The organism is Planosporangium thailandense, from assembly GCF_011947195.1.
Lineage (GTDB): Bacteria > Actinomycetota > Actinomycetes > Mycobacteriales > Micromonosporaceae > Planosporangium > Planosporangium thailandense.
This window is the reverse complement of record NZ_JAATVY010000003.1, coordinates 295,911-311,755: the sequence shown is the minus strand read 5'-3', so window position 1 is coordinate 311,755 and position 15,845 is coordinate 295,911. Positions and strand designations below refer to the sequence as shown.

The 15,845-nt window shown below is 69.6% G+C and carries 14 protein-coding genes and 1 pseudogene; 1 reads left to right on the top strand and 14 read right to left on the bottom strand.

Translation table 11 applies throughout. The annotated features are described in order from the left end of the window. The first annotated feature begins 5 nt into the window (after positions 1–5). A complete protein-coding gene (locus HC031_RS06925) occupies positions 6–833 on the top strand; it encodes a putative RNA methyltransferase (protein WP_167924319.1) in 828 nt (275 codons plus the stop codon). A gap of 42 nt (positions 834–875) precedes the next feature. Here HC031_RS06925 and HC031_RS06920 read toward each other — a convergent pair. From HC031_RS06920 to HC031_RS06860, 14 genes and pseudogenes are all read right to left on the bottom strand, one after another. Continuing rightward, positions 876–1,838: pseudogene (locus HC031_RS06920) on the bottom strand (DUF8189 domain-containing protein); the annotation flags it as partial. Between the two features lie 24 nt (positions 1,839–1,862). Continuing rightward, positions 1,863–2,867 carry a PIG-L family deacetylase gene (locus tag HC031_RS06915; protein ID WP_167924317.1) on the bottom strand — a complete coding sequence of 335 codons (1,005 nt, stop codon included), beginning with the start codon at positions 2,865–2,867 and terminating at the stop codon, positions 1,863–1,865. A 275-nt stretch (positions 2,868–3,142) separates the two neighbouring features. Continuing rightward, positions 3,143–3,502 (bottom strand): cupin domain-containing protein, encoded by a 360-nt coding sequence (locus HC031_RS06910; RefSeq protein WP_167924316.1) that lies wholly within the window; start codon positions 3,500–3,502, stop codon positions 3,143–3,145. 84 nt (positions 3,503–3,586) lie between these two features. Further along, on the bottom strand, positions 3,587–4,291 hold the full coding sequence (locus HC031_RS06905) for a cytidine deaminase (protein ID WP_167924485.1): 705 nt from the start codon (positions 4,289–4,291) through the stop codon (positions 3,587–3,589). Positions 4,292–4,373: 82 nt separating this feature from the next. After that, entirely contained in the window at positions 4,374–5,639 is a 1,266-nt protein-coding gene (locus HC031_RS06900) for an ABC transporter permease (RefSeq protein ID WP_167924315.1), read from the bottom strand. Positions 5,640–5,680: 41 nt separating this feature from the next. Beyond that, a complete protein-coding gene (locus tag HC031_RS06895) occupies positions 5,681–6,841 on the bottom strand; it encodes an ABC transporter permease (RefSeq protein WP_167924314.1) in 1,161 nt (386 codons plus the stop codon). Next, on the bottom strand, positions 6,834–8,384 hold the full coding sequence (locus tag HC031_RS06890) for an ABC transporter ATP-binding protein (protein WP_167924313.1): 1,551 nt from the start codon (positions 8,382–8,384) through the stop codon (positions 6,834–6,836). The genes HC031_RS06895 and HC031_RS06890 overlap by 8 nt, the downstream gene beginning before the upstream one ends. 114 nt (positions 8,385–8,498) lie before the next feature. Continuing rightward, positions 8,499–9,581, bottom strand: a complete 1,083-nt coding sequence (locus tag HC031_RS06885; protein WP_205862347.1) for a BMP family lipoprotein — start codon at positions 9,579–9,581, stop codon at positions 8,499–8,501. 230 nt (positions 9,582–9,811) lie between these two features. Then, positions 9,812–10,153, bottom strand: coding sequence for a hypothetical protein (locus HC031_RS06880; RefSeq protein ID WP_167924312.1), 342 nt, complete (start codon positions 10,151–10,153; stop codon positions 9,812–9,814). A gap of 76 nt (positions 10,154–10,229) precedes the next feature. Beyond that, on the bottom strand, positions 10,230–10,460 hold the full coding sequence (locus HC031_RS06875; protein ID WP_167924311.1) for an SCO4848 family membrane protein: 231 nt from the start codon (positions 10,458–10,460) through the stop codon (positions 10,230–10,232). 59 nt (positions 10,461–10,519) lie between these two features. Beyond that, positions 10,520–12,196 carry a glycoside hydrolase family 13 protein gene (locus HC031_RS06870; protein WP_167924310.1) on the bottom strand — a complete coding sequence of 559 codons (1,677 nt, stop codon included), beginning with the start codon at positions 12,194–12,196 and terminating at the stop codon, positions 10,520–10,522. Further along, positions 12,193–13,044, bottom strand: a complete 852-nt coding sequence (locus tag HC031_RS32430) for a sugar ABC transporter permease (RefSeq protein WP_338090506.1) — start codon at positions 13,042–13,044, stop codon at positions 12,193–12,195. The genes HC031_RS06870 and HC031_RS32430 overlap by 4 nt, the downstream gene beginning before the upstream one ends. Then, the gene (locus HC031_RS32425) at positions 13,041–14,513 is read right to left on the bottom strand and encodes an ABC transporter permease subunit (RefSeq protein WP_205862346.1); all 1,473 of its coding nucleotides are present in this window, start codon (positions 14,511–14,513) and stop codon (positions 13,041–13,043) included. The genes HC031_RS32430 and HC031_RS32425 overlap by 4 nt, the downstream gene beginning before the upstream one ends. Positions 14,514–14,589: 76 nt before the next feature. Continuing rightward, positions 14,590–15,834 (bottom strand): sugar ABC transporter substrate-binding protein, encoded by a 1,245-nt coding sequence (locus HC031_RS06860; protein ID WP_167924309.1) that lies wholly within the window; start codon positions 15,832–15,834, stop codon positions 14,590–14,592. Between the last annotated feature and the right edge of the window lie 11 nt (positions 15,835–15,845).

The window sequence follows — 15,845 nt, the reverse complement described above, 5'->3', positions numbered from 1 at the left end:
GTCGGGTGCGCGCAGACCTCGTCGAGTACCTGTGCTGCCCGGTGTGCAAGGCGGCGCTGGAGGCGACCCCGGCCGCGCTGCGTTGCGCCAACGGGCACAACTTCGACATCGCCCGGCAGGGCTACGTCGACCTGAGCGGCGGGCGGGTGACCCATCCCGGCGACACCCCCGACATGATCTCCGCACGTCAGGCGCTGCTCGCGGCGGGGCATTTCCGGGTACTGACGGACGCGCTCGTCGCGTCGCTCGCCGAGCGGCCGCCCGGGCTGGTGGTGGACGTCGGCGCCGGCACCGGCCAGCACCTGGCCGAGGTGCTCGATGCCCGCCCCGGGGACCTCGGCCTGGCCGTCGACGTGTCGAAACCCGCGCTGCGCCGCGCCGCACGGGCGCACCCGCGGCTGGGCGCGGTACGCGCCGACGCCTGGCGGGGCCTGCCCGTGGCCGACGCCGTGGCCGACGCCGTCCTCGATGTGTTCGCGCCGCGCTCCGGGCTGGAGTTCCATCGCATCCTGCGCCCCGACGGCGTCCTGGTCGTCGCCACGCCGGCGCCCGAGCACCTCGGCGAGCTGGTCGACGCGCTGGACCTGGTACGGGTGGACCCGGCCAAATCTGAGCGGCTGTCGGCCACGCTGGATCCGTGGTTCGTCCGCGTCGACGAGCGGCGGTGCCGCTGGCAGTTGCGGCTGTCGGCGGCGGAGGCGCAGGCCGCCATCGCGATGGGGCCCAGCGCCTGGCACACCGAGCCGGAGCGGCTCGCGCGGCTCATCGCGGGGCCGGTGACGGTCACCGCCGCCGTCGACGTGACCCGCTGGAGGCCTCGCCCCCGAGGTTGACGGGGGCGAGGCCACCCGCGGGGCGGACCGGCCGAAAGCCGGCTACCCCACCAGCTTCCAGCCGCCGAAGCTCGCGGTGGTGGAGGCGGAAACCTGCTTGTTGATGTACAACTTGCCGTCCAAGCCGACGGCGAACAGGTCGAGCAGCCCGCTGGACTCCTGCTCAACCGCGGGATAGTCGACTATGGCGCCGCCGAGATCCTGCCAACCACCGTACGGCTGGTTCGACCCGGTTTGCCGGGTCATGCTCACCCCGCCTCCACCGTTGCGGGTGAAGGCGAAGATCCGTACGTCGTTGAGGCGGGTCTCCACCCCAGCTGTGAAGAGCGTCGGCTCGCCTACGCCGCCCTGGCCACCGATGTTCGTCGGAGTCTTGCGCCAGCCGCCGTCCGGGACGTCCTGGACGATCACCCCGACGCTGCTGTCGGTCTTCCGGTAGTGCACTTCGAGCCGACCATCCGCGTTGGCCGCAACCGCCGGAGGACTGGCTGGGGTGTCCGTCGGGAACGTGTTGTCGTACACGAGGACGTCGTTGGGGCTGTGCTGGAACCAGTGCAAGATCGTTCCCTGGTTCGCGTTGTTCCTCGGGTCGGGAACGGAGCTGGCAAAGATCTCGATCCGGCCCTTGTTGACGATCGCGGCGACCGGGTCCTGTATTCCGGTACCGCCGAAGTCGTGCCAGGGGGTGAACGTACCGTTGGGCGAGGTTTGCCAGGCGCTGCTCATCCCGCCGCCGCCGTTCTTGATGAAGATCTGGATTCGTCCGTCGGCGTTCGTGGTCACGATGGGGGTACCAGCCTGTTCCGGATTGCCCACTTGGTCGTTGGGGTTGCCGAGATTGGTCCAGCCACTGGTCCACACGCCGTTCGGGCTCGTCTGGTACTTGGTGACGATCCGGTGGTCGTAGCTGTGGGCGAAGATTTGCATCCGTCCGTCAGCGTTGTTGACCACGCTGATCGCGGGGTAAACACCCCCTCCGTAGTACCCGAGCGACTGTGGACCGGACCATCCTCCCGATGTCGTCTGCCATCAGGTGAACACCTCGCCGTCCCGCACCGCGAACACCTGTATCCGACCGTCGGCGTTACGCCCCACCCACGAAGTGCCGCGCGCCCAGCGGTAGTACATCCGTTCGGTCCATCCGGAGTTGACGTAGGCCTGAGCAGGTGGATTGAGCGGCATGTACTGGTTGAGGAAAGCGTTCCGCTTCACGTCACGCGCCCAGCTGACAAGGTTCTCGGGCACGTTCTGAATGTTGTAATCGCGGTAGTACACCAGGTTGGCGCGTGTGCCGGAGGCGTCACCGTACCGACGAGTGGCCGCCTCGGCGAACTTCGCTGTGGCCACGTGGTCCTGATGGTCTTCGATGTAGCCACGATTCGGATCCGCCGGCACGGTGTCCTGCAGCCGAATGGTCGTGGGGCCGTAGTAGCCCATGACGGCTGCGAGCGTCTGCAGCAGCCCGTCATGGTTGTACGTGAAGCGCTGCTGTACCAGGGATTGGCAGGAGGAGGAACCACTTTCGTCCTGACAGGGAATTCCCGTCGTGGTGACCGCGGTGCCGGACTCCCAGAGGCTGCGGATCGACACGTCACCTGAGGCCGGGGCGTTGTCCGCGAGGTTCATGAAGACGAGCTTCACGTTCGGACGATCACGCAGGACGTACTCTTCGACCTGCTTGCCGCCGAAGGTGAGCAACCGTCCGGTCCACTCGTCCTGATTGTTGAGGTCGGACACATTGGCCATCAGACGGTAGGCATCTTGGATGCCCCGCTGCCGGTTCCGTATCGTCGGTTCACCCCTGCCGTCCGTCACGAAGACCGTCACGCTGCACTTACCAGCATTGATCTGGTTGTAGATGTCGGGATTCATAAACAGCAGGTCGTCATCTTCGTGCGCGACAACCTGCATGGCTTCACAGGGGCTCACTGCCGCATGGGCGGCCGTGGTAGCAACAGTGGTCGACGACGCCATGACGGCGACCGCTATCGTCCAGACGCACACTCGACGGGCCTTACGCATCGTGATATGCACGCACTCTCCAATCGAGACGGCGCTCCGTGGCGTCGTCGAACCGATGCCCTCCTGTACAGGACTCCGCTACACCAGCAGCGCTCGCGCCTGTCGGCCCAGAGGAATCGGGGCGCATCGGCGGATCGAGGGGCCTGGCTGCGGCGCTTCGAGCTAGACGATCTTAAATCTTGAGATTTATAGATGTCCACAGCCAGTTGCGGGCAGCCACTACGCATCAAGCCCGATTTTGTTCACCCGAAATGCCCCGTCGAGACAGGGTTCAACAGTGAGGCGAATCAGTCGGAATCCCGGTGCGCCAGGTCGGGGCCGAACGCCGGCCGGCACACCGCCACGTACTCGGCGCCCTCGTCCGCCGGCGTCGCGTACCGGATGCGTTCGCCGGCCCGGGTCACCACGGCCTGGCCGGCGCGGACCTCGATGACGCCGTTCGGCGTCTCCACGGTGACCCGGCCGCGCAGGACCAGCGTGTACTCGTCGAACTCCGGGGTCTGGAACGGCTCCGTCCAGCCGGCCGGCGCGACCATGTGCGCGATCGACACCGCTTCCTCGCCGGTGTTGACCCGACCGATGTACTCGTCGATGACCTTCCCACCGGGCACGGGCACCCGGGTCGCCTTCTCGACCAGCTCCGCCATCACTCGCCCTCCCTATCCATGATCACGGAGACTTTTCCGTGTCAGGGCACGGAAAAGTCTCCGTGATCATGGGACGTCTACCGGCTACCGGTTCCACACCCGGTCGATCTGGGCCGGTGGATCGCCGCTGCCCGCCCAGCTCAGCGTGCCGTCCGCCTCGACGACGATGACCCGGGAGGTGCGGGCCCGTCCCCAGGCCACCGCCGACTCCGCGTCCGGCCAGGTCGGCGCCTCCTGGAGGATCCCCGAGGGCTCGTCCGCGTGTGCGGCCCGCTCCCAGTATCCGGTCCACACCGGCTGGCCGCCCACCACGTCGCGGTGCACGAACACCGCGCCGTGCCCCACGTACTCCAGCAGCCGGCTCGGGATTGCGTCGGGTGCCGGCTCGACGGCCTGGTCGCCACGGGCGAGGTCGTGCACGCCGAACGCGTACGGCAGCAGCTCCGCCATCGACACCGCACCGGTGGCCGTCTCGACCAGGCACCGCGGGCCACCGTGCTCCCACAGCAGCTGCCGGCAGCGGCCGCACGGCATCAGCGGTGCGCCGGCCGAGTCCACGCAGGACACCGCGACCAGGCGGCCACCGCCGCTCATCTGCAGCGCCGAGACCATGCCGCACTCGGCGCACAGGCCCACACCGTACGAGGCGTTCTCGACGTTACAGCCGGTCACCACCCGGCCGTCGTCGACGAGCCCGGCGACCCCGACCGGAAACCGGGAGTACGGCGCGTACGCGTGGTGCATCGCCTCCACCGCTGCGGCGCGCAGCGCGTCCCAGTCCACGTCCACGTCGACGCCCCCCTCGATCACGCTCGACGACCTACCGGATTGACCATTTTCCGCAGATCGCGAAGCTTAACCACCCGGTCGGTCAGCTACCGCGCCGGTACCGCTGGCCGTCCGCGGCCGGCATGCGCAGCCGCTGCGACGCCAGCGCGAGCACGACCAGGGTGGTGATGTGGGGAGCCGCCTGCACGAACTCGGAGGGGATGGTGTCGGTGACGGCGTACCAGACGGCTACCAGTACGCCCGCGGCGACCGCCACGACCCCGCTCACCGTCCGCCGGCGCACGAACTGCCACACCCCCACGACGACCAGCATCACCGCCAGGAACAGCAGCAGCGCGTGCACCGACGTGCTGCCGCCGCGCAGCTGGAGCGCGTCGGTGTACCCGAACAGCAGCGCGCCGGAGGCCAGGCCACCCGGCCGCCAGTTACCGAAGATCATGGCGGCGAGACCGATGAAGCCACGCCCGCCGGTCTGGCCCTCCCGGTAGATGCTGGACGCGACCATCGACAGGAACCCGCCGCCCAGCCCGGCGAGGGCGCCGGAGGCGATGACCGCGTAGTACTTGTACCGGTAGACGTTGACGCCCAGCGACTCGGCGGCGTGCGGATTCTCCCCGCACGAGCGCAGCCGCAGCCCGAACGGCGTGCGCCACAGCACCCAGAACGACACCGGCACCAGCACGACCGCGATGACGGTCAGCGCCGAGACCTGCGTCAGCGCGCCGCGCAGGATCCCGACCAGGTCACTGACCAGGAACCAGTGCCTGCGTTCGAGGCCGTCGAGCGCGCCCAGCCCCGGCACGCTCCACCGCGGCAGCTCGGGCACGCTCGGCGACTGCGTGACGCCGCCGCCGGGCAGGCCCTTGAACGCCAACTGGGACAGGTACCGGCCCGCACCGGTGGCCAGGATCGTGATGGCGACACCGGAGACGATGTGGTCGACGCCGAAGGTCACGGTGGCGAGAGCGTGCAGCAGCCCGCCCAGGGCGCCGCCGGCGACCGCGGCGATCACGCCGACCCACGGGCCGGCGTGGTAGCCGGCCCACGCGCCGAACCAGGTACCGAGGATCATCTGGCCTTCCAGGCCGATGTTGACCACACCGGCCCGCTCGGCCCACAGGCCGCCCAGGCCGGCGAGCCCGATCGGCACGGCCGACTGCAGCGCCGCGCGGATCGCCCCGTTCGAGGTCAGGTCGTTGGCGCCGGTGACGGCCCGGACCGCGGCCAGCGCCACCAGGCCGCCCGCGACCACCAGCAGCAGGACGGGCAGGCTCAACCGCCGGCCCCGCTTCGGCGCCGGCGCCGCGGCGCCCGGGGTGGGCGTGAGGACAGCGTCGGCTGCGAGCATTCCGGCTCGCGCGGCTGCGCGTTGCGACCCTGAACGCTCGGTCACTGGTGCACCTCGCTTCTCTCGGCAGCCGGCTCGGTACCCGGTTCGGCGACCACGGTGCCGACCCGGCGCTGCTGCGCCCGCCGGCTCAGCCGCTCCGCCAGCTCGTACGCCACCACGACCGCGAGCACCGTGGTGCCCTGCATGATCGTGATGATCTCCTTCGGGATGTCGTTCAGGTCGAGGATCAGCGCCGACCGGTCCAGGAACGCCCACAGCAGCGAGGCGAGCGCGATGCCGACGGGCGAGTTGCGCCCCAGCAGCGCGATGCCGATGGCGGTGAAGCCGAGGCCGCCGACCGACGAGGTGTACGCGTGCCGCTCACCCAGCAACTGCGACATGCCGACCAGGCCGGCCACGCCGCCGGACAGGAGCATCGCGTAGAGCACCATCCGGCGGGCGTTGACGCCGCTCGCCACGGCCGCGGTCGCGTTCTGGCCGCTGGCGCGCAGGTCGAAGCCGAAGCGGGTACGGCCGAGCACGAACCAGTACCCGGCGCCGACGATCACCGCCACGATCAGGAAGCCGTGGACCTGGGCCGGTGAGCCCGGGATCAGCGGGATTCCGGGTACCCAGGAGTCCTTTGGCAGCAGCGGGGTCGTCACGTCGTTGCTGCCCTTGGCCTGCACGCCGAGGTGGTTGGTGGTCAGCAGGTACGCCACGATCTGCCCGCCGATGTAGTTGAGCATGATCGTCGAGATGACCTCGCTGACCCCTCGCGTGATCTTCAGGACGGCGGCGATGCCGGCCCAGCAGGCGCCGACCGCCATGGCGACCACGACGATCAGCACGATCCGCAGGACGCCCGGCACGCCGTGCAGGAACGACGCGGCGCCGAGCGCGGCCGACAGCAGCGTGGCCAACCGGTACTGGCCGTCGACGCCGATGTTGAACAGGTTCATCCGGAACCCGATGGCGACCGCGACGGCGGCGATGTAGTAGTCGGTCGACTTGTTGAGGATGTCGACGACCGAGTCCGGCTGTGTGCCGTAGTCGACCATCGAGCTGAACGCCGACAGCGGGTCGTCGCCGCTGATGAGTAGCGCGACCGACGAGATCAGGGCGGCCAGCAGCAGGGCGCCGACCGGCGCGATGATCCGCGGCAGCAGCCGTCGCCAGTCCAGCCGCCGCGCCAGACCCGGCGCGGGTACGTCACTCATCTGATTCCTCCGCGCCGGTCATGGCCAGGCCGAGCTGTTCGGGCGTGACGGTCGCGGGATCGGCCTCCGCCACGAACCGCCCCCGGAAGATGACCTTCAGCGTGTCGGACAGGCCGATCAGCTCGTCGAGGTCGGCCGAGATGAGCAGGACGCCCATGCCCTCCCGGCGGGCCCGCTTGATGTGCTCCCAGATGGCGGCCTGGGCGCCGATGTCCACACCCCTGGTCGGGTGGGCGGCGAGCAGCACCTTGGGCGTGTGGCTCATCTCCCGGCCGACGATGAGCTTCTGCTGGTTGCCACCGGACAGCGCGCCGGCCGGCACATCGATCCCGGGGGTGCGTACGTCGTACTCGGCCACGATGCGCGCGGTGTCCCGGCGGGCTCGGGCGTTGCTGAGCAGCCATCCCCGGGCGTTCGGCACCTCGGTCTGGTGGCCGAGCATCCGGTTCTCCCACAGCGGCGCGTCGAGCAGCAGCCCCTGCCGGTGCCGGTCCTCGGGGACGTAGCCGAGCCCGGCCTCGCGGCGGGCGCGGGTGTTCCAGGCGCTGATGTCGGCGCCGTCGAGCGTCACCGTGCCGGTCGACGGCCGCATGCCCATGATGGCTTCGACCAGCTCGGCCTGCCCGTTGCCCTCGACGCCGGCGATGCCCACGACCTCGCCCCGGTGGATGGTGAAGCTGACGTCCTCGACCAGCGGTCGCCCGTCGGCGGTGTGCACGGACAGGTCGGCCACGGACAGCACCGGCACCTCGGTGACCGTCGACTCGCGCGCCTCCGGGCTGGGCAGCTCGCTGCCGACCATCAGCGTCGCCAGCTGCCGGGCGGTCACCTCGCGGGGATCGACCGACGCGACCGTCGTGCCGCGCCTGATCACCGTGATCGCGTCGGCGACGGCGAGCACCTCGTGGAGCTTGTGCGAGATGAAGATGATGGTGAGCCCCTCGCGGGTGAGCTCGCGCAGGTTGTCGAACAGCTCGTCGACCTCCTGGGGCACCAGCACCGCCGTCGGCTCGTCGAGGATGAGCACCCGGGCCCCGCGGTAGAGCACCTTGAGGATCTCGACGCGCTGCCGGTCACCGACGCCGAGGTCCTCCATCAGCGCGTCCGGATCGACGCCCAGCCCGTACTGCTTGGAGATCTCCCGGATCCGGCGCCCGGCCGCCTCGCCGATGCCGTGCAGCTTCTCGGCGCCGAGGACGATGTTCTCCAGCACGGTGAAGTTGTCGGCGAGCATGAAGTGCTGGTGCACCATGCCGATGCCGGCGTTGATGGCCTGCTGCGGAGAGTGGAAGACCACGCGGGCGCCGTCGATGAGGATCTCGCCCTCGTCGGGGCGGTGCATCCCGTACAGCGTCTTCATGAGCGTGGACTTGCCGGCGCCGTTCTCCCCCACGATCGCGTGGATGCTGCCCCGGCGCACCGACAGGTCGATGTCATGGTTGGCGACGACGCCCGGGAACCGCTTGGTGATCCCGCGCAACTGCACCGCGAGGGGCTCGCCCGCCCCCGCCGCGGGCGCCGCCGGTGCCACGTCGGTGCTCATCGCATCCCTCTCCTCCACGGTCGCCGGCGGGTCCGAACCGCGGCCTGCCGGCGATCATGCCACTTGGCGGGGCCCATCCGGACCCCGCCAAGTGCCAATTCGATACGTCGAGTGTCAGCTGGCCGGCTTCGTCGGTACGGTGATCTTGCCGTCGATGATCTGCTGCTTGAAGTCGTCGAGCTTGGCCTTGATGTCGTCGACCTTGCCTCCGGAGGTGGAGTACCCGACGCCGTCGGCCTTCAGGTCGAACACCGTCTCGCCCGGGGTGAACTTGCCGTCACCCATGTCCTTGATGAACGAGTACACGGCGTTGTCGACCCGCTTGAGCATCGACGTCAGGATGACGTCCTTCAGGTCCGGCGTGACCGTGTTGTACTGGTCGGAGTCGACGCCGATCGCCCACTTGCCCTTGTTCTTGGCGGCCTTGAACACGCCCACGCCCGAGCCGCCCGCGGCCTGGTAGACGATGTCCGCACCGCCGTCGTACATGCCCTCGGCGGCCGTCTGGCCCTTGGCCGGGTCGTTGAAGCCGGAGCACTTGTCCGCGACGCTGGACAGGTAGTTGACGTCGACCTTGACGTCCGCCTTGACCGCCTTGGCGCCCGCCACGTACCCGGCCTGGAACTTGTGGATCAGGTCGACGTCGCAGCCGCCGACAAATCCGATGTGGCCGGTCTGGCTCTTCAGCGCCGCCGCCGCACCGACCAGGAAGGAGCCCTGCTCCTCGGCGAAGGTGAGGTTGGCCAGGTTGGGCATCTTGACGCTGGCGTCGTCGATGATCGCGAACTTCGTGTTGGGACAGTCCTTCGTGGCGCGCGCGATCGGACCGGTCTGCGGGTCACCGGCGTACGCGAAGCCGACCGCGATGACCGGGTTGTAGCCCGCGTCGCACAGCAGCTTCAACCGCGAGTACTTGTCGTTGTCGGTCTCGTCCTTGCTGGCCTCGAGCTCCTTCGTCTTGATGTCCAGGTCGCTCCTGGCCTTCTCAAGACCGGCCGCCGCCGCGTCGTTGAAGGACTTGTCCCCGCGCCCGCCGATGTCGTACGCCAGCCCCACCTTGACGGTCTTCTTCGCCCCGTCGCCGGTGCCGCTGCCGGAGTTGTTGCTGTTGCCGTTGCCACCGCAAGCGGCCGTGCCGAGCGCGACGAGCGTCACGCCAGCGGTCGCCAGTAGCTTCATCCCACGCGCTCGGCGCAAGACGATCTCCTTCCGATTGCACCGCCACATCGCGGTGTGAGCCAACGGACCGGAGCGTACGCCGAAACATCATCTATGCAGCGTGGCGTTATCAGCATGTAACGTGACTCGGCCATCGACCCACCCCGACCGTCACACCTGCCGGTATCGACGGTCACCGGCCGCAGGACTTTCGGCCGAGGCGGTCACGGCCGGCACGATTTCGCGACGTGGGCCGCGAGGTCGCCCGGTCAGTGCCAGAACGTGGCGACGGCCGCGTTCGCCAACGTCAGACCGACGACGGCGAGGAAGTGGCCCTTGTTGACCTCGGCCCGCTTTCGCGGGAAGAAGACCATCACGAAGATCATCACCGCGACGATGCCCTTGACGGCCAGCTTGACCGGGTCGGGCTGGTGGTCGCGGGGCAGCGGCGCGGCCAGGGCCAGGCCGGTGACGACCTGGGCGCCCGCGCCGTACAGCATCGCCGGATTGATCCGGATCCGCCCCGACAGGTACTGCGCGACCGAGCCACCCAGCAGGACCGCGAACCCGACCAGGTGCGCGTACCGCAGGACCAGCCGGAGAGCTTCCATCCCCACTCCTTCGCGATGACGAACAACGAGAGCAGCGCTCACTCAAAACCGAGAGCACCGCTCACTGAAAGTGGGATCACCGCCCGCGGGCGGCGAACCAGCCACGCAGCCCGAGTACGCCGACGGTCGTGCCGATCGCGAGCGAAGCCACGATGAGCACCACGTGCACCCACAGGAACGACGTCGGGGCGCCGCCCCGCCAGGCGCGCGGGTCGTCCCAGATGGCAAGGGCGAACCGGGGCCAGATGACCCAGGTCCACACGCCCACCAGCACCAGGAAGGCCGACCACCGCCGCGAAAGCACCACGGCTGCCGAGTATGCCGCACCGGGGCGAATGTCGGACCGCCCGCCCCTCTCCCCCCTCCTCAGGGCAGGGTCCAGACCTCGAACAGGTCGCTGCCGTACACGAGCGCCGCGTCGGCCGGTACGAGCGCCGACGGCGGCCCCGGCGCCCGCCGGGCCAGTACCAGCAGTGCCTCGTCCGCGGTCTCCCGCAGGAATGCCAGCCCGTCGTCGCCGGCACGCACCCAGCGCAGGCCGCCGCTACGCAGCGCCGGATGCGCCCGCCGCAGCGCGATCAGGTCCCGGTAGAAGGGCAGGACCGGCCGGTCCCACGGCATCGGCGTACGCGACGCCTCCCCGGTCTCCCCGGTCAGACCGAACTCGTCCCCGGCGAAGATCATCGGTACGCCGGGGAGCGTCATCAGCAGCCCGACGGCCACCTCGTGCCGGGCCGGATCACCGGTGACGGTGGCGATGCGGGCGGTGTCGTGGGAGCCGAGCAGGTTCCACGAGTGGGTGTACGCGCGCCACGACACGAGCCCGTTCACCGCGCGCATCGTGGCCACCGCCGCCGCGGCGCCCCGCGACGGCACCCCGCCCGGCGCGCCGAGGAAGTCGGCCAGGTCCAGGTCGGGGCCGCGCAGCCAGCTCCACAGCGGACGGGTGAAGCCGGCGTAGTTCATGCTGCCGTGCCAGCCGTCGGAGTCGAGGTCGCCGGTGAAGTCGTGGAAGTGCTCGGCCAGGACGACCGCGTCCGGGCGGGCGCGTACCACCGCCGCCCGCAGCAGGGCCGCGACCTCGTGGGTACGGTCCTCGGCGCCGAGCCGGCCGGTCATGTTGGCCACGTCGATCCGCCAACCGTCCAGCACGTCGAGCCAGCGCACCGCGATGTCGGTGAACCGGCGGCGCAGCTCCGCACTCCCCCAGTTGAACTTCGGCAGCGACGGGACGCCGCGCCAGGACTCGTAGCCGCCGTCGGCGTCCACGTAGAACAGCTCCCGCTCCGGCCCACCCGCGAGCGCGGCCTGAAACCACGGGTGGGCGACACCGCAGTGGTTGGTGGTGAGGTCGCCGAGCAGTCGCATCCCGCGGGCGTGCAGCGTGTCGGCCAGGCGGTGCAGGGCCGCCTCCCCACCGAGCAGCGGGTCGACGGTGTCGAACGCCGTCGCGTCGTAGCGGTGGTTGGAGCGGGCCGGGAACACCGGCGTCAGGTACACGGTGTCGACGCCGAGCCGCTGGAGGTGGTCCAGCCGCGCCCTGATCCCGTCCAGGTCGCCGCCGTAGACCTGGCGCGGCGTCTGCGGGCCCCGCCCGCACACCGGGGTGTCCCAGTCGCAGGGTACGGCCCACTCGGGCAACGGCCGGTCGAATGACCTGGCGAACCGGTCCGGGAAGATCTGGTACACGACGGCGTCGGCCGCCCACGCCGGCGGCGGGTCGTACGCGACGAGCCGGAAGTCGTACGCGTCGGGCACGTCGTGCTCGGCCGTACCCAGGGCGTTGAGCCAGCGCGCCCCGTCGAGCAGCCAGCGGTAGCGCGTCACCGGGTTGTGCACCGGGACCGGAGCCCGCCACCAGTTCTCGCCACCCGTGGTGCGGTCCAGCACGGCGGCCGCGAACTCCGGCTCACCGTCCGATACAGCGCGGAGGTGCACCGTTCGCACCGACGCCGGCGCCCGCAGGAACACCGTCACGGTGTCGCCCAGCCCGGGCGCCGGGTCGCTCACGTACAGCGGCGAGCCGTCGTGATGAGGCTTCATCCCTTCACCGCCCCGGCCGTCAGCCCGGAGACGATGAACCGCTGGAGGAAGCGGAACACCACGACCGTCGGTACCGCGGTGAGCAGCGAACCGGCGCAGAACATGCCGAAGTTCTGGTCCCGGGAGACGCCCTCGGCGATCAGGCCGTACAGGCCCACCGCCAGCGTCTTGGAGTTCGGCTCGTACAGGAACACGTTGGCGAGCAGGAACTCGTTGACGGTGCCGATGAAGACGAGCAGGGCGGTGATCGCCAGGATCGGCCGCACCAGCGGCAGCACGATCTGGAAGAAGACCTGCACATGCGACGCCCCGTCGACGCTCGCCGACTCGTCCAGCTCCCGGGGCACGGTGTCCAGGAAGCCCTTCATCATCCAGGTGTTCACGCCGAGCGCGCCGCCGAGGTACAGCAGGATCAGGCCCCACGGCGAGCTGAAACTCAAACCCGGCCAGTAGTCGCCGATCCGGGCGAACATGAGGTAGATGGCGACCACGGCGAGGAACTGCGGGAACATCTGGATCAGCAGCAGCGACAGCAGCCCGACCCGCCGGCCGGCGAACCGCATCCGGCTGAACGCGAACGCGGCGAGCATCGACAGGAAGACCGCGACCACGGAGGCCACCCCGGCGATCAGGATCGAGTTGGCGTACCAGTGGCCGAACGCGGTGCGCGCGAACAGATTGGCGAAGTTGTCGATGGTGAACGCGGTGGGCACCGCGTCGGTCGACGACAGCGTCCCCAGCGGGTTGAGCGCGGCCGCCACCACGAACACGATCGGGAACAGCGAGAACAGCACGGCGAGCACGCCGACCAGGTGCCGCCAGCCGATCCGGGCGAACCATCCGGTCACGCGTACACCTCCTCCTGGCGTCGGGTACGTCGGAAGCTGATCGCCGAGATCAGCGCGACGATGGCGAAGATGTAGATGGAGACCGCGGCGGCGAACCCGTACCGGGCTCCGGCGGCGCCGAACGCGAGCCGGTACGTGTACGTGATGAGCAGGTCGGTCGCCCCGGCCGTCGGGTCGTCGGCCGGGAACGGGCCGCCCTCGGTGGTCAGGTAGATGGCGTTGAAGTTGTTGAAGTTGAACGCGAACGACGAGATCAGCAGCGGGGCCAGCGCCACCAGCAGCAGCGGCAGGGTCACCCGGCGGAACGCCTGCCAGGGCGTCGCGCCGTCGATCTGCGCGGCCTCGGTCATCTGCCGCGGGATGGCCTGGAGCGCCCCGGTGGTGACCAGGAACATGTACGGGTACCCCAGCCACAGCTGGACCAGAATGACGGCCAGCCGGGCGCTCCACGGGGTGCCCAGCCAGTCCACGGACAGGCCGAACAGCCGGTTGATCAGCCCGAAGTCGGCGTTGAACATGTCCCGCCAGACCAGAAGCATGGCGAACGACGGCATCGCGTACGGCAGGACGAGCAGCATCCGGTACAGCGTGCGTCCGCGTAGCCGGTCGGTGTGCAGCGCGAGCGCGCACAGCATGCCGAGCGCGAACGTGGTCAGCACCGACGCGACGGCGAACACGAGGTTCCAGGCGAGGGTGCGAAAGAACGGGCGGGCGATCCGGGAGTCGGTGGCGACCTGGGTGAAGTTGCGCAGCCCCACGTTGATCCGCCAGCCCTGCGGCAGCCGTTGCCCGGCGGCGTCCACGAAGGAGCCGTCGTGGGCGGTCCAGCGATGGCCGGTGCCGGCCTCGACGACGCAGTCGCAGCCGGCCTGGTAGGTGCGCTGGGCCCGGCCCTCGTACGCACGGGAGATGCCCGACGACCGGATCGCACCCCCGGCGGTCGGCACGGCCAGCTTGGTGATCTCCTGGCTGCGGGCGCCGGCCTCGCCCAGGTTGAGCGGCGTGTAGCCGTCCGGGACGCCGGCCACCGGCTTCAGTCCCTGTGCGTCGCCGAGGAACTGCTTGCCGGCAGGGTCGGTGAGCAGGAAGGCGATCGCGTTGTCGCCCTTCGTGACGACCTTGAGCGCGTACTCCGGCGAGCCGGGCACCTCGACGACGGACGCGGTCTGGATCGCGGTGATGGCGTCCTGTTTGGTACCCCGGTGCCCGTCGCCGAAGTTGGAGAAGGCGGTGCTCATGGTGAGGAACACCGGGACCACCTGGAACGCGACGAGGAACAGGGTGCCGGGCAGGAGGTACTTCAGCGGCAGCCGTCGCGGGGTCAGGTAGGCGTAGAAGACCAGCGCGGATACGGCGGCCTCGACGGCGAGTCCGACCCAGGCGTGTGCCTCGATCAGAGGGAACGCCGCCCATACGGCGAGCGCAGCGACCAGCCCGAGCAGAAGGATCTTGGCGACGAGCCCGAACATGAGATGGCCTTTCCCATGATCCTGAAGGATTCGAGGGCCCAGGGCACCGCGAACCCTTCAGGATCATGACGGTCTCCTATTGGATCTTTTCCTGGATGGCCTTCGCGGCCGCCTGCACGGAGCTCGGCACGTCGGCGCCGCCGACGACCGCCGCCTCGGCCTTGCCGAACGGGTCCCAGATGGACGCCATCTCGGGGATCGCCGGCAGGATCACTCCGTTCTTGCCGGCGTCCAGGAACTTCTGCAGGTCCGGGTCGTCGCCCTTGACCGCGTCCAGCGCCGCGGTCAGCGCCGGCGGGCGGGGCTCGGCCTGGTAGAGCGCCTTGGCCAGATCGGTCCTGGTCACGTAGTTGGCGACGAACTCCTGCGCCACCGCCTTGTTCCTGCCCTTGCTCGCCACGTAGAAGGCCTGCACGCCCACGAACGGTTGGGCCTGCTTGCCGCCCGCGAAGCCCGGTACCGGGGAGACGTCATAGGAGAGGCCGGCCTTCTTCACATCGGTGATCGCCCACGGTCCGGAGATCAGGAACGCGGCCTTGCCGCCGGTGAACGTCGCGATCGCATTGTCCGAGCCGATCGAGCGCTTCAGCGCGCCTTCGCCCTTCTCGCCCAACGCGGCGATCTTCGTGAACGCGGCCTGCGCCTCCGGCTTGGCGACGCCGAGGTCCTTGGGGTCGTAGTCGCCGTTGGGCTTGGCACCGAAGAGGTAGCCGCCGGCCGACGAGTAGAGCGGGTAGATGTGGTACGCGTCGCCGTTCTGCCCGACCTGCAGCGCCATGATCTCGCTGACCTTGCCATCGGCTTTCAACTTCTTTCCGGTCGCCACCAGGTCCTCGATGGTCGCCGGCACCTCGGGCGCGAGCGCGGTGTTGCGGATGAGCGCGAGGTTCTCGACCGCGTACGGCACACCGTAGACCTGATCGTTGAAGGTAACGGCCTTGATGGACTGCGCGGAGAACGCGGCCTTCTGCGCGGCCGACAGCGCGACCGGGTCGATGGCGCCGTTCTGGACCAGGTTGCCGATCCAGTCGTGCGCGCCGACCACGATGTCGGGCGCCTTGCCCGACTGGGAGGCGGTCAGGAAGTTGGTCTGCAACTCCTTGGACACGGCCTGCACCTGCACGGTGAGGCCGTTCTCCTTGCCGAACCGGTCGGCGAACGGCTTGAGGGCCGCCGTCCGCTTGTCGTCGGCCCAGATGACGAGGGTGCCGCCCGACTTCTTGGCGGCCGTCGAAGTGTCTGACTTCTTCTGTGAGCCACAGGCTCCGGCAACCAGCATCAGGGCTGCCGCTGCGACCACACCCGCAGTACGGATGCGCATCGGGTCTCCTC